The organism is Pengzhenrongella phosphoraccumulans (assembly GCF_045689905.1).
Taxonomy (GTDB): Bacteria; Actinomycetota; Actinomycetes; order Actinomycetales; family Cellulomonadaceae; genus Pengzhenrongella; species Pengzhenrongella phosphoraccumulans.
In genome coordinates this window covers 896,327-915,419 of sequence record NZ_CP144210.1, presented here as the reverse complement: position 1 = coordinate 915,419, position 19,093 = coordinate 896,327, and the positions used below count along the sequence as shown (strand labels likewise).

The following is a 19,093-nucleotide window of genomic DNA, read 5'->3' as shown; positions in this document are numbered from 1 at the left end:
GCTACGGGCTCGGGGTGTAGTTCCAGATCTGGTCGCACGCAGACCATCTCGCATCGACAGTGGCAGCCGGGCCGGCACTGACGCCGCACCAACATAGGCAGTCCTCGATTCCTCCCTGCAGTTCGAGCGGCCATCTCGTCGCGCATGAAACGCAGGTATCACCATCCCGATGTCGATCCAGGAGAGACGCTCATGCAGGAAGTTGTGATCATCAGCGCCGTGCGCACGGCGATCGGTGCTTTCGGCGGGGCGCTGTCGACGATTCCGGCCGTGGATCTCGGCGCGCTGGTCATCCAGGCCGCGCTCGAGCGGGCCGACATCACGGCCGATCAGGTCGACGAGGTGATCATGGGGAACGTCCTGCAGGCGGGGCTCGGTCAGAACCCCGCTCGGCAGGCTGCGATCAAGGCGGGGATCCCGGCGGAGGTTCCCGCGTGGACCTTGAACATGGTGTGCGGGTCCGGGCTCAAGTCAGTGCAGAGCGCGGCCCAGGCGATCCTTGCCGGAAACGCCGAGATCGTCGTCGCGGGTGGCATGGAGACGATGTCGCTCGCCCCGTACGTGCTGGACCAGGCGCGCACCGGCTATCGCATGGGCAACGGCGTCGTCGTCGACACCCTGATTCAGGACGGCCTGTGGGATGCGTTCTACGACGTGCACATGGGAGTCACGGCGGAGAACATCGCCGAGCAGTTCGGCATCTCGCGCGCCGACCAGGACGAGTACTCCGTCCTGAGCCAGCAGCGCGCGCAGGCAGCGATCGCCGCCGGCGTGTTCGACGACGAGATCGTTCCCGTGCTCGTTCCCCAGCGCAGAGGGGCGCCGATCGAGTTCGCGACCGACGAGTTCCCCCGGAGCGGGACGACGCTCGCCTCGCTCGCCCGGCTGCGTCCGGCTTTCGCGCCGGACGGCACCGTGACCGCGGGGAACTCGTCCGGGATCAACGACGGGGCGGCGGCCTTCGTGGTGATGTCCAGGGAGAAGGCCCTCGAGCTGGGCCTCGTCCCGCTTGCGGGGATCGTGTCCTGGGCCTCGGCCGGCGTCGATCCCCGGATCATGGGGACCGGCCCGATCCCGGCGAGCCGGCGGGCGCTGTCCGACGGCGGCCTGACGATCGAGGACATCGACCTCGTGGAGGCCAACGAGGCCTTCGCATCCCAGACCATCGCGGTCGCCCGCGAGCTCCACCTCGACCTGGCCAAGACGAACGTCAACGGCGGCGCGATCGCGCTCGGTCATCCGGTGGGCGCCAGCGGCGCGCGAATTCTTGTCACTTTGCTGCACGAAATGGAGCGAAGAGACGTCCGACGGGGGCTCGCCACGTTGTGCATCGGTGGCGGACAAGGAACGGCTTTGGTGGTCGAACGATAGAAAACTCCGAGCGTGACACAGGGCAGCATTAGCAATTACGTATAATTCGGAGGCGTTCCCGCTATGGGAGTATTAGGTATTCTCTTGAGCCTTGGGCTCTTGATGTTCATGGCTTACCGTGGTTTCTCGGTCATCTTCTTCGCGCCGGTCCTGGCGCTGCTGGCCGCTGCGTTCTCCGGGATGATGATCCTGCCGACGTACACAGAGGTCTTCCTGCCGAACATGGCGAACTACGTGAAGGTCTACTTCCCCTTCTTCCTGCTCGGTGCCGTGTTCGGCAAGGTCATGGAGGAGTCCGGCGCAGCCAAGGCGATCGCTCGGGCCATCGTCTCGAAGCTCGGCGCCAAGAACGCCATGCTCTCCGTGGTGCTCTCGGCCGCGATCCTCACCTACGGCGGCGTGAGCCTGTTCGTGGTGGCCTTCGCCGTGTACCCGTTCGCTGCCTCGATCTTCAAGGAAGCGGACATCCCGAAGCGCCTCGTGCCGGCCACGATCGCGCTCGGTGCCTTCACCTTCACGATGGACGCCCTGCCGGGCACGCCCCAGATCCAGAACTCCATCCCGATGAAGTTCTTCAACACGGACCTCTACGCGGCACCCGTGTTCGGTACCCTCGGCGCGATCATCATCATGATCGGTGGGATGTCCTACCTCGAGTGGCGCAAGCGGCGCGCGCAGGCCGCCGGCGAGGGCTACGGCGTCGGGCACAAGAACGAGCCGGAGATGGTCGAGGACCGCAACCTGCCGAACGTCGCCCTTGCCGTGATCCCGTTGGTCTCGGTCCTGGTCGTCACCCTGGTGCTGCAGAAGTTCGTGTTCCCGAAGTGGGACATCACCGCTGCCGTCACCGCGGCGCCGTACAACATGCTCGAGGCTGGCGTCGTCGGCACGATGAACAACTGGGCGCTCATGATCGCGCTCGTCGTCGGGATCATCCTGGCGTTCGTCATCAACCCGGGCCGCATCAAGGGGAACGTCGCCAAGGCGATCAACATGGGCGCCATCGGCTCCCTCCTCGCCGTGCTGAACACCGCCTCTGAGGTCGGTTTCGGTAACGTCATCAAGTCGCTCCCCGGCTTCCAGTCGATCGCGCAGGCGCTGACCGGCATCAACTCCGGTGGTAGCCCGCTGTACTCCGAAGCGATCACGGTCAACGTCCTGTCGGGCGTCACGGGTTCCGCCTCGGGTGGTATGAGCATCGCGCTCGACACCTTCGGCAAGGAGTACCTGTCCTGGGCCGACCGGGCCAACATCTCGCCCGAGCTGCTCCACCGCGTGGCCTCGATGGCCTCCGGCGGTATGGACACGCTGCCCCACAACGGTGCGGTGATCACCCTCCTGGGTATCGCCGGCCTGACGCACAAGCAGTCCTACAAGGACATCTTCGCCATCACGCTCCTCAAGGCAGGGACGGTTCTCCTCCTCATCCCGCTGCAGGCCCTGATCGGCTTCGTCTGAGTCGGCGAACGACCCGCATCACCAGCTCGGACTGAGGGTGCGGGACCCCGACCAGCGGGGTCTCGTCTCCCTCGGCAGCAGTTCGTCGAAGCCGTACTCGGGATACCCCTGTATCCCGAGTACGGCGTCGGCGCGGGCAGTGCCTCTGGCGGTCCCGCGGGGCTGTCGATCGCAAGGACGCGGTCGACGAACCCCGGTCCGACGAGAAGGTCCCCATCGCGCATCGCGGCAACTGAACGAAGGAATCATGAAAAAGGTCAGAGTCATTTCCGCCCTCGAGGCCGTCGAGATGATCCCGGACGGCGCCTGCGTCGGCGTCACCGGATTCGCCGGGGCTGCCCATGCCGAGGTGATCACCGAGGCGGTCGAAGCGAACTTCCTGGCTCAGGGCCACCCCCGCAACCTCTCCCTGTTCTTCTGCGCCGGCATCGGCGACGGCAAGACGAAGGGCACGAACCACTTCGGCCACGAGGGCCTCGTGCGCCGGGTCGTCGGCGGACACTGGAACCTCGCCCCCAAGCTCGGCCAGCTGGCGGTCGACAACAAGATCGAGGCGTACAACCTCCCGCAGGGCACGTTGGCCCAGCTCGTCCGCGACATCGCCGCCGGCAAGCCCGGCACCGTGTCGAAGGTCGGGCTCAAGACGTTCGTCGACCCGCGGGTCGAGGGCGGCAAGCTCAACGCCAAGACCACGGAAGACCTCGTCGAGGTGGTCGAGCTCGGTGGCCAGGAGTGCCTGTTCTACAAGGGCTTCCCGATCGACGTCGCCATCATCCGGGCCACCACGGCCGACGAGAAGGGCAACCTCAGCATGGAGAAGGAGGCGGTCTCGGTCGAGAGCCTCTCGATGGCGCAGGCCGCGAGCAACTCCGGCGGCATCGTCATCGCCCAGGTCGAGCGCATCGTCTCCGCGGGCTCGCTCGACCCCAAGCTCGTCAAGGTCCCCGGGATCCTCGTCGACGCCATCGTGCTGGTGAAGCCCGAGCAGCAGTGGCAGACCTTCGTCGACTTCTACGACCCGGCCTACTCCGGTGAGGTCCGCGTGCCCCTGGCCGGTCTCGAGCCCATGCCGATGGACGCCCGCAAGATCATTGCCCGACGGGCGTCGTTCGAGCTCGCCGAGGGCGACGTCGTCAACCTCGGCATCGGCATGCCCGAAGGTGTCGCGCTGGTGGCCAACGAAGAGGGCACCGCCGACCAGATCACGCTGACCGTCGAGGCCGGCGGCGTCGGCGGGATCCCCGCCGGTGGCATGAGTTTCGGCGCATCGACCAACGTCGAGGCCCTGCTGGACCAGCCGTACCAGTTCGACTTCTACGACGGCGGCGGGGTCGACGCCGCGTTCCTCGGGCTGGCCCAGATGGACGGTGCCGGCAACATCAACGTGAGCAAGTTCGGGCCGCGCATCGCGGGCTGCGGCGGGTTCATCAACATCACCCAGAACTCCAAGAAGGTGATCTTCTGCGGCACGATGACCGCCGCCGGGCTCGCGATCGGGGTCGCCGACGGGCGGGTCACGATCGCCAAGGAGGGCAAGGTCAAGAAGTTCGTGGAGCAGGTCGAGCAGATCACCTTCTCGGGCGAGTATGCCCAGAGCGTGAGCCAGCCCGTGCTGTACATCACGGAGCGCGCCGTCTTCGAGCTCTCCGCGGCCGGCGTGGTGCTCATCGAGATCGCCCCGGGAATCGACCTCCAGCGCGACGTCCTTGACCAGATGGATTTCGCGCCGATTATCTCGCCGGAATTGACGACGATGGATTCCCGGATCTTCGCGGACGGCCCCATGTACCTGTCGGAACTGACCCGGGTCAGTGCATTGACCAGGGACAATGATGACCACGACGACGATCCGCTCGAGCTCGTCGCTGCCCGGTGATCGGGTCCCAGGTTCACCCGATGAGCGAGGGGTAACCTGGAACTAGCGCCATCTCACGGACAGCCGATCGGTCCGGGCCGCTGCGCCCGGATCGGCTGCCCTGCTGCAGTTGAACCCATGGAGTACGTCCCAATATCGGGACATACGACGCTTTCGGAGGATTGAAGAATGAATTTTGAACTCAGTGAAGAGCAGCTCCTCATCCAGGGAATGGTCAAGGAGTTCGTCGCGGCCGAGGTCGCCCCGATCGCGGCGGAGATCGACCGCAATCACCGCTTCCCCGCTGAGCTGATCCCGAAGCTGGCCGAGCTCAACCTTCTGGGCGTTCCGTACCCGGAGGAGCTGGGCGGCGCCGGCGCCGACAACGTCAGCTACATCATCGTGCTCGAGGAGCTTGCCCGCGCCTGTGCGAGCACCTCGGTGATCGTCTCCGCCCACAGCTCGCTGTGCACGTGGCCGATCTTCCAGTTCGGCACCGACCTGCAGAAGAAGAAGTACGTCACCGACCTCGCAGCCGGCGTGACCCTGGGTGCGTTCGCCCTGACCGAGCCTGGTGCGGGCACCGACGCCGCCGCAGGCACGACCACGGCCGTGCTCGACGGAGACTCCTACGTCCTCAACGGGACGAAGACCTTCATCACCAACGGTGGCTTCGCCGACGTCTACATCGTCACGGCGATGACGGACCCGTCCGCCGGCACCAAGGGCATCAGCGCGTTCATCGTCGACAAGGACCTCCCGGGCTTCACGGTCGGCGAGCGCGAGCACAAGATGGGGATCCGGGCGTCCAGCACGACGCCGCTGTACTTCTCCAACTGCCGCATCCCGAAGGACGCCCTGCTCGGCGACGAGGGCAAGGGCTTCAAGATCGCGATGATGACGCTCGACGGTGGCCGCATCGGCATCGCCGCCCAGGCGCTCGGTATCGCGCAGGGTGCCATCGACGCGTCGATCGCGTACGCCAAGGAGCGCGTGCAGTTCGGCAAGCCGATCGCCCGTCTCCAGGCCATCCAGTGGATGATCGCCGACATGGTGACCGAGGTCGAAGCTGCTCGCCTGCTCGTCTACCAGGCGGCCTGGCGCAAGGATGCCGGCCTGTCCTACTCGCGTGAGGCTGCGATCTGCAAGCTCTTCGCCTCTGAGGTCGCCACGCGCGTTGCCGGCAAGGCCATCCAGATCCACGGTGGCGTGGGCTACACGGAGAGCTACCCGGTCGAGCGCGCCTACCGCGACGCGAAGATCTGCGAGATCTACGAGGGCACGTCCGAGGTCCAGCGCATGGTCATCGCCGGTGGCGCCCTGCGTTGAGCTGTTTCTGGCTGGAGCCGCTCATCGCTGAGCGGCTCCGGCCAGGCCGTCCGCCCGCGCTCGTGGGCGGACAACGTTTCACAAGCACGTCGAGACCGATGAGGGAGTGCACGTTCCAATGGAAGAACTGGCTTTTGCCGACATCAAGGTAGGCGACACGGCGTCGTTCGCGAAGACGATCACCGAAGGCGACATCGTGACGTACGCCGGCCTGACCGGCGACTTCAACCCGGTGCACATCAACGCGGAGTACGCCCGCGAGTCCATGTTCAAGGAGCGCATCGCTCACGGCATGCTCGTGTCGGGACTCATCTCTGCGGTGCTCGGCACGCAGCTGCCTGGGCCGAACGCCATCTACCTCGGCCAGGAGCTGTCGTTCAAGGCTCCGGTCAAGATCGGTGACACGGCGACGGCGACCGTGACCGTCACGGAGAAGCGCGACGACAAGCGCATCCTCAAGCTGAAGACGACGGTGACGAACCAGCACGGCGACGTCGTCATCGACGGGTCGGCCGTCATCAAGAAGGTTGGCCTGTAGGTCTGACAGCACTACGGGGCGGCGGTAGAACCACTGACGGTTCTGCCGCCGCTTCTTTGTGCCCGTCGTCCTTGTACCAGCTGCAGCTACGCACGAAGGCCCGGCCCCCCGCAGGGGACCGGGCCTTCGTGGTGGTACGTGCGCTCGAGCTCGGTGCTCAGCCCTCGCGGAACTGGATGCCGAACCCGCCGCGCGGGTAGTGCCACTTCAGGGCGCCGGGAGCGGCTACCGCCAGGCACGTGCCGCACTCGAGGCAGGCGGCGTACTCGACGGAGAGAGATCCGTCGGCCTCCTCGGTGTAGACGTGGGCCGAGCAGCAGTCCACGATCGCGCGGCCACAACCGGTGGCCTTGACGACCTCCTGGTTGACCTCGATGTGGCTCTCTTCCTCGTCGAGCTCGAAACGGTTCCGCGCGAGGCGGTCCGGGACAGAAAGTGGTTTCACAGTGCTCGTACCCCCGCAAGGCCGTCTTTGATGAGGTGCATGAACTTGACCGGAGACTTCTTGAAAGCCTTCATCGCGACCTTCACCATGTGTTCGCGCGGTGTGTTGTCGAGATTGAAGACGCCGTAGAGGACATTCCCGATGAGCTCGCCGTACTGCTTGTACATGCGCTCGGTCTCGAGGAATGCCGGTGCCTTGGCGTACGTCTCCATGTCCTTGCCGGCGTACGAGGCGAACAGCGCCTCGCGGTACCCGGCCAGGCCAGCCTTGGACGTGTCCTTGTGGTCCAGCGCCGCGCCGATGCCCTTGGCTGCGGCAACGCCGGAGGCCACGGCCAGGTCCATCCCGCGCACCGTGAGACCGGTGTTCAGGGTGAGGCCGGCAGCATCTCCGACGACGACGAGGCCGTCCATCGAGATCTCGCCGACCATGGCCAGGCCGCCCTCTGCCACGAGGTGGCAGCCGTACTCGACGACCTCGCCACCCTCGAGGTACGGGGCGATGAACGGGTGCGTCATGAAGTGGTCGAGGACGTCGGTCGTCGACTTCTTCTTGGCGGTGAGGTCGTCGAGGCGCAGCACGACACCGACGGAGATGGACTCCGTGTTGGTGTACATGAAGCCGCCGCCGCCGATCCCGAGCGTGCAGTCGCCGACGACGGCGAATGCCGCACCTTCGTCGCCCGTCACGCTGAAGCGGGACTCGATGGTCTCGCGAGGGAGGTTGACGACGCACTTCACGCCGATCGCCAGGTGGTTCAGGGGCTCCTTGGTGCGCAGCCCCACCTCCTGGGAGATGAACGAGTTCACGCCGTCAGCAGCCACGACCACGTGGGCGCGCAGCTCGTCGTCGCCGGCCTTGACACCGACGACGCGCTTGCCCGTGGGGCCGTCCTCGGTGAGGACCTTGTCCACGCGGACACCGGGCATGAGGAACACGCCGGCCTCTTCGCACTTCTCCGCGAGCCACGGGTCGAGCTTGGCGCGCAGCACCGTGACGGCGTTGACCGGGTCGGCAAGGCGCGTGTCCTTGTAGTCGATCCCGATCGAGCTGTCAGCGTTGAGGAAGTTGATGTAGTTGCGCGTGATCTTGCGCTCGACAGGTGCCTCGGTGAGGAAGTCGGGGAAGATCTCCTGCATCCCGCGGCAGTAGAGCACGCCGCCGGAGAGGTTCTTCGCCCCTGGAGCCTCGCCACGCTCGATCAGCACGACCGAGTGGCCCTGCGTCGCGAGCTGATAGGCCGCGATGGAACCGGCGATGCCGGCCCCGATCACGATCACGTCGAAGTCGGGCTCCGGGCTCTCGGTCACGTCCGACGTCGTCACTGGAGGGCGGCCGTGATCGCGGGCACGAGGGCGTACAGGTCTCCGACGAGGCAGTAGTCGGCCTCTTTGAAGACCGGCGCGTTCGCGTCGGTGTTGATCGCCACGATCGTCTTGGCCCCGCGGACGCCGACCATGTGCTGGAGCTGGCCGGAGATGCCGATCGCGAAGTACACGTCGGGGGAGATGTGCGCGCCGGAGACGCCGATGTACCGGTCCTTGCCGAGCCAGTCGAGGCCTTCGGCGACGGGCCGCGAGCACGCGACCTCCGCCTTGACGACGGCGGCCAGGGCGTTGACCAGTGCGAGGTCTTCCTTGGTCTTCAGGCCGCGGCCGATCCCGACGACGCGCGAGGCGGCACCGAGGTCGACCTGCTCGAACGAGGACGGCTTGGTCTCGACGACCGTGATCCCCAGCGGCGTGGCGGTGACGGCCTCGACCTCGACGGCGGTGCTCGCGGCCGGCACGGGGCCACCCTCGAGCAGGAGCGCCAGCGGACCGGTGACCGAGACGGTCTCCTCGGCGATGCCGCCGAAGATCGAGCAGGCCACGACGACGGCGTCGCCCTCGGCCACGACCGACTTGGCGCCGGTCAGGACGGGAGCCTGCAGGCGAGCCGCAGCAGCACCGAGCAGGACCCGGTCGCTCGCGCGGTTGGCCGCCAGGAGCAGCGACGGGGCCGCCGCAAGGACGGCGTCGGCGACGGCGGTGGCGTAGGCCTCCGCCGGCGCGGAGCCGGCTGCGTCGAACCAGATGACCTTGTCCACGCCGGCGCCGGCGACCGTGTCGGCCACCTCGCGGGTGCCGACGACGGCGACGGAGACCGACCCGCCGAGAGACCGTGCGGTGTCGATGAGGGTCCCGATCGCCGGGTCACCGGCGACGATGATCCACGTGTTCACGCTCATGTGCGTTGTCTTCTCTCTCGTCTCGACGGTTTCAGAGCGCGCCGGCGCCGCGCAGGGCGGCGACGAGCTCGGCGGCAGCGGCCGCGGGGTCGGTCACGTCGATCATCTGTCCCTTGCGGGCCAGCAGATCGGGGCGTGCCGTGCCGGTGACCGTGACGGTCCCGGCAGCTGCGGGGACGTCGAGAGCGGCGAGGTCGAGGGACTCCACCGGCTTCTTGCCCGCCGCGAGGATGTCCTTCATGCCCGGGACGCGGGCGACCGCGGCGTCGGTCGACGCGGCGAGCACGACGGGACCCGTGATCTCGAGCACCTGGGTGCCCGTGGGGATCGCGCGCTCGACGCGCAGCGCGCCGGCCTGGCCGGTGATCGAGATGACCTCGGCGACCGCGGGCCAGCCGAGCTGGCCGGCGAGGACCGTCGGAACCATCTTGGCGCCGACGTCCACCGACGAGTCACCGGTGATGACCACGTCGACGTCACCGATGTGGCGCACGGCGGCGGCGAGCACCGCGGCGAGCTGCGTGGAGCCTGCCGACTCGAGGGAGTCGTCTGCGACGATCACGGCACGGTCAAATCCACGGGACAGGGCGGCCTTGCGGGCCAGGGTCGCATCGACGCGCTTGCCGCCGACCGTGAGGCCGATGACCTCGCCGCCGGTGGCGTCCGCGAGGCGGCGCGCCAGTTCGGCGGCCACCGGGTCGTACTCGCTGAAGCCAGGCTTGGCCCGGCTCCAGTCCACGGTGCCCTCGGCACCAACGGTTGCATCCTGCGGGTTCGATGCCCATTTGTAGGCTACGACGATTTTCATGGCAGAGATCGTTCTCCTCTCGCCTCGCAGCGCAGCTCTAGTCAGGACGATCTGATGGCCGGCGAGGGCTCCTATGCTACGACACCGAGGGGTGCACTTTTGTGGGACCAGGGACATGATGCGACAAACCCCGCTCGCCCAGGGCGAACGGGGTTTGTCGGTCAACAGCCGGTATCACCAGATGATGGCCGGCCCCATAACGGGCAAATCTGACATTGCGATTCAGCTGGTGACCGGGGTCCGGTCGGGCACCAGGTACAGCACGCCGAGCGGCGGGACCCTCAGTCGGGCCGAGTGTGCCCGGCCGTTCCACGGGACGGGCTCGGAGTACACGAGGCCGAGGTTGCCGACTCCCGAACCGCCGTAGATCTCGGAGTCCGTGTTGAGGATCTCCCGCCAGGGGCCGCCCTCCGGCAGCGCCAGCCGGTAGTCCTCGTGCGGGGTGCCCGCGAAGTTGACGACCACGGCGACGACGCCCCCGTGGCTGTCCCGGCGCAGGTAGGCCAGCACGTTGTGGTTCGCGTCGTTGGAGTCGATCCACTCGAAGCCCGCCGGGTCGAAGTCTCGGGACCACAGTGCCGGGTGGGAGCGATAGGCGGCATTGAGATCGATCAGCGCGCGCTGCACTCCGGCGTGGTCGGCGTAGTCGAGCTCGTACCAGTCGAGTCCGTGACCCTCCGCCCATTCCTGCCCCTGCGCCCACTCGCAGCCCATGAAGAGGAGCTGCTTGCCCGGGTGCGACCACTGATAGGCGAGGAGGGCGCGGACGCCGGCGAACTGCTGCCACCGGTCCCCGGGCATCTTCGACACCAGCGAGCCCTTGCCGTGCACGACCTCGTCGTGGCTCAACGGGAGCACGAAGTGCTCCGAGAACGCGTACACGAGCGAGAAGGTCGCCTCGTGGTGGTGGTAGCGGCGGTTGATGGGCTCCTCCGCCAGGTACCGGAGGGTGTCGTTCATCCAGCCCATGTTCCACTTCAGGCCGAACCCGAGCCCGCCGACGCTCGTCGGCGCCGTGACGCCCGGGTACGCCGTCGATTCCTCGGCGATCAGCATGACGCCGGGGGTGCGGCGGTAGGCGGTCGCGTTGGCCTCCTGGAGGAACGAGATCGCCTCGAGGTTCTCGCGCCCGCCGTACATGTTCGGCTGCCACTGGCCGGCCTCGCGCGAGTAGTCGAGGTACAGCATCGAGGCGACGGCATCGACCCGGAGCCCGTCGATGTGGAAGTCCTCGAACCAGTACGTCGCGTTGGCGACGAGGAAGTTGCGCACCTCGTGGCGGCCGAAGTTGAAGACGTAGGTGCCCCAGTCCATCTGCTCCCCGCGCTGCGGGTCCGGGTGCTCGTACAACGGGGTGCCGTCGAAGCGCCCGAGCGCCCACTCGTCCTTGGGGAAGTGGGCGGGCACCCAGTCGAGGATCACGCCGATGCCGGCCTGGTGCAGGGCGTCGACCAGGAACCGGAAGTCGTCGGGGTGGCCGTACCGCGCCGTCGGGGCGAAGTAGGAGGTCACCTGATAGCCCCACGAGCCACCGAACGGGTGCTCGGCGACGGGCATGAGCTCGACGTGGGTGAAGCCCATCTCGACGACGTACTCGGTCAGCTCGACGGCGAGGTCGCGGTAGGACAGCCCCGGTCGCCAGGAGCCCAGGTGGACCTCGTAGATGCTCATCGGGCCGCTGTGCGGGTCGTGCGACGACCGGTCGGTCAGCCAGGCTGCGTCGTGCCACGCGTGGTTCGACTCGACGACCACGGACGCGGTCGCCGGCGGGGTCTCGGCGCCCTTGGCGAGCGGGTCCGCCTTCTGGCGCCAGCCGCCGTCGGCCGCGAGGATCGCGAACTTGTACCGGTCCCCGGCCCCGACGTCGGGCACGAACAGCTCCCAGACGCCGCTCGTGCCGAGCGAGCGCATGGCGTGCGAGGCGCCCTGCCAGTGGTTGAAGTCACCGACGACCTGCACGGCGCGGGCGTTGGGCGCCCAGACCGCGAACGACGTGCCGTGGACCTCGCCGAGCACGCTCGGATAGGTGTGGAGGTTCGCCCCGAGGACGGTCCAGAGCTCCTCGTGCCGCCCCTCGCCGATCAGGTACAGGTCGACCTCGCCGACGCTCGGCATGAACCGGTACGGGTCGTCCACGAGGTTGGTCTCGTCGCCGTAGGTCACGCGCAGCCGGTAGTCGGGCACGGTCGCGGTCGGGAGCGTCGCGGCCCAGACGCCGTCCTGCACGTGCGTGGCAGGCCACTCGCCCTCGAGCGTGACCACGACGACCGCATCCGCGAGCGGACGCAGCGCGCGCACCGTCACGTTTCCGGCCTCGATGTGGGGCCCGAGGACTGTGTGCGGGTCGCCGTGCCGACCGGCCGCGATCATCGCGAGCTCGGGGGACGGCTGGGGCTTGCGTGCGGGCGTCTTCCGCGTGCGTTCCATGGCCCTACCTTTCCACGCCGCTGACGCGCAGCAGCACGATTCTCAGTTGGTGACCCGGACCGGCTCAGCGCCGGGGCGGGCTCGGGGTGCTCACTGGGACTCAGAGAGCGATCGTGAACCAGAAGAACTCGCGGGACCCGAGCGTGATCGACAGCGTTCCGTCCTCACCCACGGTGGGGAACACCGCACCGCCGAACACGTCCGTCAGCCGTGCGCCCGCCCAGTCGGGCAGCGTGAGGGTCGTCGCCCTCGCGGTCGAGGCGAGGTTGGCGACGCAGAGCAGCGACTCCTCGGGCAGTCCGCGCACGAAGGCGAGGACCGACTGGTTGTCGCTCGTGACCGGCTGGAAGTCGCCCGCGCCGAGCGCCGGGTGCAGGCGGCGGACCGCCAGCATGCCGTGCACCCAGTGCAGCAGCGAGGACGGCTGGGCCAGCTGGACCTCGACGTTGGTGTTCGTGTAGTTGTGCACGAGCGACTGGACCACGGGCAGGTACAGCTTGCCCGGGTCGGCGGTCGAGAAGCCCGCGTTGCGGTCCGGGGTCCACTGCATCGGCGTGCGCACCGCGTCGCGGTCGTGCAGCCAGATGTTGTCCCCCATGCCGATCTCGTCGCCGTAGTACAGGCACGGGCTGCCGGGCAGCGAGAAGAGGAGCGCGTGGGCGAGCTCGGTCTCGTTGCGCGAGTTGTCCAGCAGCGGGGCGAGCCGACGGCGGATCCCCACGTTCGCCCGCATGCGCGGATCGGGGGCGAACCACCCGTACATCGACGCGCGCTCCTCGGTCGAGACCATCTCGAGCGTCAGCTCGTCGTGGTTGCGCAGGAACGTGCTCCACTGCCCGGACCGGGGGATCTTCGGGGTGTCAGCGAGGATGTCGACGATGTGGGTGGCCCGCTGCTCCTTGAGCGCGTAGAAGATGCGCGGCATGACGGGGAAGTGGAAGCACATGTGGCACTCCGGCTCCTCGTCGGTGCCGAAGTACTCGACGACGTCCTCGGGCCACTGGTTCGCCTCGGCGAGGATGATCCGGCCGGGGAACTCCTTGTCGATCACGCGGCGCAGGTCGCGCAGGAACGCGTGCGTCTCGGGCAGGTTCTCGCAGTTGGTGCCCTCGGCCTCGAAGAGGTACGGCACGGCGTCGAGCCGGAAGCCGTCCACCCCGAGCCGCAGCCAGAAGCGCGCCACGTCGGTCATCGCCTCGATGACCTGCGGGTTCTCGAAGTTGAGGTCCGGCTGGTGGCTGAAGAAGCGGTGCCAGAAGAACTGGCGGCGCACGGGGTCGAAGGTCCAGTTGGACGTCTCGGTGTCCACGAAGATGATGCGCGCATCCCCGTAGCGCGTGTTGTCGTCGCTCCAGACGTAGAAGTCCCCGTACGGCCCCTCGGGGTCGGAGCGGGAGGCCTGGAACCACGGGTGCATCTCGCTCGTGTGGTTCATCACGAGGTCGACCACGAGGCGCATCCCGCGCGCGTGGGCCTGCTCGATGAGCTCGGTGAAGTCGGTGATCGAGCCGTACTGCGACGCGATCGACATGTAGTCGGACACGTCGTAGCCGCCGTCGCGCAGCGGTGAGGGGTAGAACGGCGGCAGCCACAGGCAGTCGACACCGAGCCACTGCAGGTAGTCGAGGCGGTTGATCAGGCCCCGGAAGTCGCCGTTGCCGGCGCCGGAGGAGTCCGAGAACGACCGGACCATGACCTCGTAGAACACCGCTGTCTTGTACCAGTCGGGGTTGTCCGAGAGTCCGGTGGCGCTGAGCGCCGGCACGGGCGGCTGACGCCGGGCCGGGAGGGCGCCGAACGCGAGCTGGACGGCTGCCGAGGCGGATCCAGGTCCCGACGACGGGGGTGTGGGCGCGCTCACGGGTTCCTCACGTGGATGACGTGCGCGCACTGGACCTGCGGGTCGAGGGAAACGAACGGCTCGCTGCCCCACGCGTAGGTCAGGCCGGACAGCTCGTCGTGCGCGGCGAACAGGACATCTGCCACGGGTTCGTGCGCCGGCACGCCGAGCGCCCCCAGGTCGAGGGAGATCGTTCCCTCGTGGGTCGCGTGCGGATCGAGGTTGACCACGATCACGACGGTATCGGCCTGACCGGTGGGGGACTGCTCGGCGGCGATGTAACGCGAGAAGCACAGCAGCGCGTCGTCGGACGTGCGGTGCACGCGGAGGTCGCGCAGCTGCTGCAGGGCGGGGTGCGCGCGCCGGATCTCGTTGAGCCGCGTGAGGAGCGCCTTGATGCCGAGCGTGTCGGCGCGGGCCCAGTCGCGGGGCTTGTACTCGTACTTCTCGTTGTCGATCTGCTCCTCGACGCCGGGGCGCGGGACGTCCTCGACGAGCTCGTACCCGGAGTAGATGCCCCAGGTCGGCGAGCCGGTCGCGGCGAGCACGGCGCGCACGGCGAACGCCGCCTGGCCGCCGCCGGAGAGGTATGGCGGCAGGATGTCGTGCGTGGTGGGCCAGAAGGACGGGCGCATGAACGAGCCGTCCTCACCGGAGACCTCGCTCAGGTACTCCTCGAGCTCCTTCTTCGTGTTGCGCCAGGTGAAGTACGTGTACGACTGGTGGAACCCGATGCGTGCGAGCGTCTGCATCATCGCCGGGCGGGTGAACGCCTCGGCCAGGAAGATCACGTCGGGGTGCTGGGCGCGGACGTCCGCGAGCAGCCACTCCCAGAACTCGAGCGGCTTGGTGTGCGGGTTGTCGACCCGGAACGCGGTCACGCCGTGGTCGATCCACACCTGGACGACGCGGCGCACCTCGGCATAGATCCCGGCGGGGTCGTTGTCGAAGTTCACCGGGTAGATGTCCTGGTACTTCTTCGGCGGGTTCTCGGCGTAGGCGATCGTGCCGTCGGCGCGGGTCGTGAACCACTCTGGGTGTGCGGTGACCCAGGGGTGGTCGGGTGAGCACTGCAGCGCGAGGTCGATGGCGATCTCGAGGCCGTTGGCCCGCGCCGTCGCGACGAACACGTCGAAGTCGTCGAACGTCCCCAGCTCGGGGTGGATCGCGTCGTGCCCGCCGTCGGCGGACCCGATCGCGTACGGCGAACCGGGGTCACCCGGGGCAGGGGTGAGCGAGTTGTTGCGGCCCTTGCGGAACGTGGTGCCGATCGGGTGGATCGGGGTGAGGTAGACGACGTCGAACCCCATGGCGGCGATCGCCGGCAACCGCTGGGCGGCCGTGGCGAACGTGCCCGAGCGCCACCGCTTGAGCTCGGCGTCGAACATCGCGCCTTCCGACCGGGGGAACATCTCGTACCAGGACCCGGCGAGGGCGAGCGGGCGGTCGACGACGAGCGGGAGGGGGGCCGACGGCGAGACGTGGTCGCGCAACGGGTGGGCGGCGAGCGTCGTGCGGACCTGGCTGCTGAGCGCTGCACCGAGGCGGACGTCGGCGGGCCGGGCGGGGTCGCGCAGCGCGGCGATCGCGTCGGTCAGGATGCGCTTGGCGGCCCGGGGCAGGTCGGGGCGTTCGGCCGCGCGGGTCAGGACGAGGACGCCTTCCGCGAGCATGAGGTCGACGTCGATGTCAGCGGCGATCTTGATCGCGGCGTCGTGCGCCCAGGTCGCGAACGGGTCGGACCATCCTTCGACCCGAAAGCTCCACGCGCCGGGGGCGTCGGGCACCAGTCGGGCTTCGAACCGGTCCAGGCCGGGTGCGATGTCCACCATGAGGCCGGTGGAGTGGTCGACGCCGTCCGGGCCGATCAGGACGGCGGTCGCGGCCACGGCGTCGTGCCCCTCGCGGAACACGGTCGCGCGGATCGGGACTGCCTCGCCCACCACTGCCTTGGCGGGCCACCGCCCTCCGGCGGCCGCGGGGCCGACATCGAGAACGGGGATTCGGCCGATGCCACCGGGCAACGCCAGGGTCTGAAGGGGACTGTCCACGCCCTGAACTTACCGATCCCTAGCGGGTGCTGCGTTCACGCTCGTCGGTTGGACGATCGTTTCTCTGGTACGCGCGACGCTTGTAGGGTCTGGCACGTGAAAGCAATTCGTCGATTCACTGTCCGCACCCTCCTGCCGGTCGCGCTTGACGATCTCGATGAGCTCGCCCACAACCTCCGTTGGTCCTGGCACGCGCCGACGCGTGACCTGTTTGCCGCAATCGACCCCGCCCTCTGGCACACGGTCAAGGGCGACCCCGTCGCGATGCTCGGCGCGCTCCGCCCGGAGCGGCTCGCGGCGCTCGCGGCCGACGCCGATTTCGTCGCGATGGTGCGCTCGGCGTCCCAGGATCTGCAGCACTATCTGGTCGACCCGCGGTGGTACCAGGAGTCCGCGGCCGCCGGCGCGGTGCTGCCGACCGCGATCGCGTACTTCTCGCCCGAGTTCGGGATCACGTCCGTCCTGCCCCAGTACTCGGGCGGGCTCGGCATCCTTGCCGGGGACCACCTCAAGAGCGCCTCGGACCTCGGTGTCCCGATCGTCGGGGTGGGGCTGCTGTACGGCGCGGGGTACTTCAAGCAGTCGCTCACGCGGGACGGCTGGCAGGTCGAGACCTACCCGGTCCTCGACCCGGACGGTCTGCCGCTGATGCTCGTGCGCGAGGAGGACGGCACGCCGTCCATCGTGTCGGTCGGGCTGCCTGGCGGCCGCACGCTGCACGCCCGGGTGTGGACCGCCGCCGTCGGCCGGGTGCCGCTGCTCCTGCTCGACTCGAACGTGCCCGAGAACGACGAGGCCGCCCGGAAGGTGACCGATCGCCTGTACGGCGGGGGCGGCGAGCACCGGCTGCAGCAGGAGCTGCTGCTCGGCGTCGGCGGGGTGCGCGCGCTGCGGCTCTGGTCCCGGCTGACCGGTGCGCTCGAGCCGGAGGTCTACCACACCAACGAGGGGCACGCGGGGTTCCTCGGCGTCGAGCGGATCCGCGAGCTCGTCAGCTCGGCCGGGCTGACCTTCGAGGAGGCCCTCGAAGCGGTGCGGGCCGCGACCGTCTTCACCACCCACACCCCGGTCCCCGCCGGGATCGACCGGTTCGAGTCGGACCTGGTGGCGCGCTACTTCAGTGGGGACAACGCCCAGCCGGGCGTCCCGGTGGCCAAGGTGCTCGCGCTCGGCGCCGAGGACTACCCCGGCGGTGATCCGACCCTGTTCAACATGGCCATCATGGGCCTGCGGTTCGGGGGGCGCGCGAACGGTGTGTCGCTGCTGCACGGTGAGGTGTCGCGCGGCATGTTCAAGGCGCTGTGGCCCGGGTTCGACGAGTCCGAGGTCCCGATCACGTCGGTGACCAACGGGGTGCACGCTCCGACCTGGGTCGATCACCGGCTCATCGAGCTCGCTGCGGAGCGGTTCACGCTGGAGGAGTCGGCGACCGGGAGCGGCTGGCTCCGTACCGACGGCATCACGGACGAAGAGCTCTGGGAGATGCGGCACACGCTGCGCTCGCAGCTCGTGCTGAACGCGCGTGCCCGCCTGCGGGCGTCCTGGCGCCAGCGCGGCGCGAGCCCGGCCGAGCTCGGGTGGGTCGACGACGCGCTGTCCGCCGAGGTGCTCACGATCGGGTTCGCCCGGCGTGTGCCCACGTACAAGCGGCTCACGCTCATGCTCCGCGACCCGGACCGTCTGCGGGCGTTGCTGACGAACCCGAAGCGGCCGATCCAGCTGATCATCGCAGGCAAGTCGCACCCGGCCGACGACCAGGGCAAGCGCCTCATCCAACAGCTCGTGCGGTTCACGGACTCGTACGACGTCCGCGGCCGGATCGTGTTCCTGCCCAACTACGACATCGCGATGGCCCAGGCGCTCTACCCGGGGTGCGACGTGTGGCTGAACAACCCGTTGCGCCCGCTCGAGGCCTCAGGAACGTCGGGGATGAAGTCGTCGCTCAACGGCGGGCTCAACCTGTCCATCCTCGACGGCTGGTGGGACGAGTGGTACGACGGCGAGAACGGCTGGGCGATCCCCACCGCCGATGGCGTCGAGGATGCGGACCGTCGGGACGAGCTCGAGGCCGCCGCGCTGTACGACCTCATCGAGAACCAGGTCGCGGCCCGCTTCTACGATCGCGACGAGCGCGGGCTGCCCGTGACGTGGCTCGGGATGATCCGGCACACGCTGGCGACGCTCGGGCCGAAGGTCCAGGCGACCCGCATGGTGACCGACTACGTCCAGCGCATGTACGCCCCGGCTGCGATCGCGGGTCGCGAGCTGGACGGGCCCGACTTCACCGGCGCCCGGGAGCTCGCAGCCTGGAAGGCGACGGTGCGGGGGCAGTGGCCGCAGGTCCGCGTCGACCACGTCGAGTCGGGGGTGGGCGAGGTCCCGCAGGTCGGTGACCGGCTGCACGTGCGTGCCTACGTCTCGCTCGGTGCGCTCGCGCCGACCGACGTGGAGGTGCAGGTCGTGCACGGGCGGGTCTCGGAGGCCGACGAGCTGCTGACGCTCGGGACGCAGGCGCTCGATCTCGACGAGACCTTCGAGGGTGGCCGGTTCTCGTTCGGGGCCGACGTCCTGCTCAACTCGTCCGGTCCGTTCGGGTACACCGTCCGCATCGTGCCCAAGCACACCGGCCTCGCATCGATCGCCGAGCTGGGCCTGGTCGCCAACGCCTCCTAGCACCCTTGCCCCGCTGCACCAGCTCTCTGGCGCGCGGGGTCGGCCGTGCGTCGGTAGAGCGGTGCTTC

13 protein-coding genes are annotated in these 19,093 nt (G+C 68.5%); 6 read left to right on the top strand and 7 right to left on the bottom strand.

Annotated elements, in window-relative coordinates; genetic code table 11:
- Positions 1–192: 192 nt before the first annotated feature.
- The 5 genes from VTA80_RS04355 to VTA80_RS04335 all read left to right on the top strand — a co-directional run bounded on the left by VTA80_RS04355 (position 193) and on the right by VTA80_RS04335 (position 6,551).
- Positions 193–1,371, top strand: coding sequence for an acetyl-CoA C-acetyltransferase (locus VTA80_RS04355; protein WP_407344183.1), 1,179 nt, complete (start codon positions 193–195; stop codon positions 1,369–1,371).
- Positions 1,372–1,434: 63 nt separating this feature from the next.
- A complete protein-coding gene (locus VTA80_RS04350) occupies positions 1,435–2,829 on the top strand; it encodes a GntP family permease (protein ID WP_407344182.1) in 1,395 nt (464 codons plus the stop codon).
- Positions 2,830–3,076: 247 nt separating this feature from the next.
- The gene (locus VTA80_RS04345; RefSeq protein WP_407344181.1) at positions 3,077–4,705 is read left to right on the top strand and encodes an acyl CoA:acetate/3-ketoacid CoA transferase; all 1,629 of its coding nucleotides are present in this window, start codon (positions 3,077–3,079) and stop codon (positions 4,703–4,705) included.
- Positions 4,706–4,873: 168 nt separating this feature from the next.
- The gene (locus VTA80_RS04340; protein ID WP_407344180.1) at positions 4,874–6,013 is read left to right on the top strand and encodes an acyl-CoA dehydrogenase; all 1,140 of its coding nucleotides are present in this window, start codon (positions 4,874–4,876) and stop codon (positions 6,011–6,013) included.
- A 118-nt stretch (positions 6,014–6,131) separates the two neighbouring features.
- A complete protein-coding gene (locus tag VTA80_RS04335; protein ID WP_407344179.1) occupies positions 6,132–6,551 on the top strand; it encodes a MaoC family dehydratase in 420 nt (139 codons plus the stop codon).
- A gap of 157 nt (positions 6,552–6,708) precedes the next feature.
- On the opposite strand, the gene VTA80_RS04330 is transcribed toward VTA80_RS04335, so the two are convergent.
- The 7 genes from VTA80_RS04330 to VTA80_RS04300 all read right to left on the bottom strand — a co-directional run bounded on the left by VTA80_RS04330 (position 6,709) and on the right by VTA80_RS04300 (position 16,352).
- On the bottom strand, positions 6,709–6,996 hold the full coding sequence (locus VTA80_RS04330; protein WP_407344178.1) for a ferredoxin family protein: 288 nt from the start codon (positions 6,994–6,996) through the stop codon (positions 6,709–6,711).
- On the bottom strand, positions 6,993–8,306 hold the full coding sequence (locus VTA80_RS04325; RefSeq protein ID WP_407344177.1) for an FAD-dependent oxidoreductase: 1,314 nt from the start codon (positions 8,304–8,306) through the stop codon (positions 6,993–6,995). The genes VTA80_RS04330 and VTA80_RS04325 overlap by 4 nt, the downstream gene beginning before the upstream one ends.
- 11 nt (positions 8,307–8,317) lie before the next feature.
- Entirely contained in the window at positions 8,318–9,226 is a 909-nt protein-coding gene (locus tag VTA80_RS04320; RefSeq protein WP_407344176.1) for an electron transfer flavoprotein subunit alpha/FixB family protein, read from the bottom strand.
- 31 nt (positions 9,227–9,257) lie between these two features.
- Positions 9,258–10,034, bottom strand: coding sequence for an electron transfer flavoprotein subunit beta/FixA family protein (locus VTA80_RS04315; protein ID WP_407344175.1), 777 nt, complete (start codon positions 10,032–10,034; stop codon positions 9,258–9,260).
- A gap of 222 nt (positions 10,035–10,256) precedes the next feature.
- Positions 10,257–12,404 carry a 1,4-alpha-glucan branching protein GlgB gene (gene glgB, locus VTA80_RS04310; RefSeq protein WP_407345684.1) on the bottom strand — a complete coding sequence of 716 codons (2,148 nt, stop codon included), beginning with the start codon at positions 12,402–12,404 and terminating at the stop codon, positions 10,257–10,259.
- A gap of 157 nt (positions 12,405–12,561) precedes the next feature.
- Positions 12,562–14,226, bottom strand: coding sequence for a maltose alpha-D-glucosyltransferase (gene treS, locus VTA80_RS04305; RefSeq protein WP_407345683.1), 1,665 nt, complete (start codon positions 14,224–14,226; stop codon positions 12,562–12,564).
- 92 nt (positions 14,227–14,318) lie between these two features.
- A complete protein-coding gene (locus VTA80_RS04300) occupies positions 14,319–16,352 on the bottom strand; it encodes an alpha-1,4-glucan--maltose-1-phosphate maltosyltransferase (protein ID WP_407344174.1) in 2,034 nt (677 codons plus the stop codon).
- 96 nt (positions 16,353–16,448) lie between these two features.
- Between VTA80_RS04300 and glgP the strand changes: the two genes are divergently transcribed.
- Positions 16,449–19,025: an alpha-glucan family phosphorylase gene (gene glgP / locus VTA80_RS04295; RefSeq protein WP_407344173.1), complete on the top strand. Its 2,577-nt coding sequence runs from the start codon at positions 16,449–16,451 to the stop codon at positions 19,023–19,025.
- The last annotated feature ends 68 nt before the right edge of the window (positions 19,026–19,093 follow it).

Bases quoted from the DNA above. Each gene is read 5' to 3' on its own strand.
- VTA80_RS04345 (WP_407344181.1), top strand. From the start codon at position 3,077: ATGAAAAAGGTCAGAGTCATTTCCGCCCTCGAGGCCGTCGAGATGATC.
- VTA80_RS04315 (WP_407344175.1), bottom strand. From the start codon at position 10,034: ATGAAAATCGTCGTAGCCTACAAATGGGCATCGAACCCGCAGGATGCA.
- VTA80_RS04335 (WP_407344179.1), top strand. From the start codon at position 6,132: ATGGAAGAACTGGCTTTTGCCGACATCAAGGTAGGCGACACGGCGTCG.
- VTA80_RS04355 (WP_407344183.1), top strand. From the start codon at position 193: ATGCAGGAAGTTGTGATCATCAGCGCCGTGCGCACGGCGATCGGTGCT.
- glgB (WP_407345684.1), bottom strand. From the start codon at position 12,404: ATGATCGCGGCCGGTCGGCACGGCGACCCGCACACAGTCCTCGGGCCC.
- VTA80_RS04350 (WP_407344182.1), top strand. From the start codon at position 1,435: ATGGGAGTATTAGGTATTCTCTTGAGCCTTGGGCTCTTGATGTTCATG.
- VTA80_RS04320 (WP_407344176.1), bottom strand. From the start codon at position 9,226: ATGAGCGTGAACACGTGGATCATCGTCGCCGGTGACCCGGCGATCGGG.
- VTA80_RS04340 (WP_407344180.1), top strand. From the start codon at position 4,874: ATGAATTTTGAACTCAGTGAAGAGCAGCTCCTCATCCAGGGAATGGTC.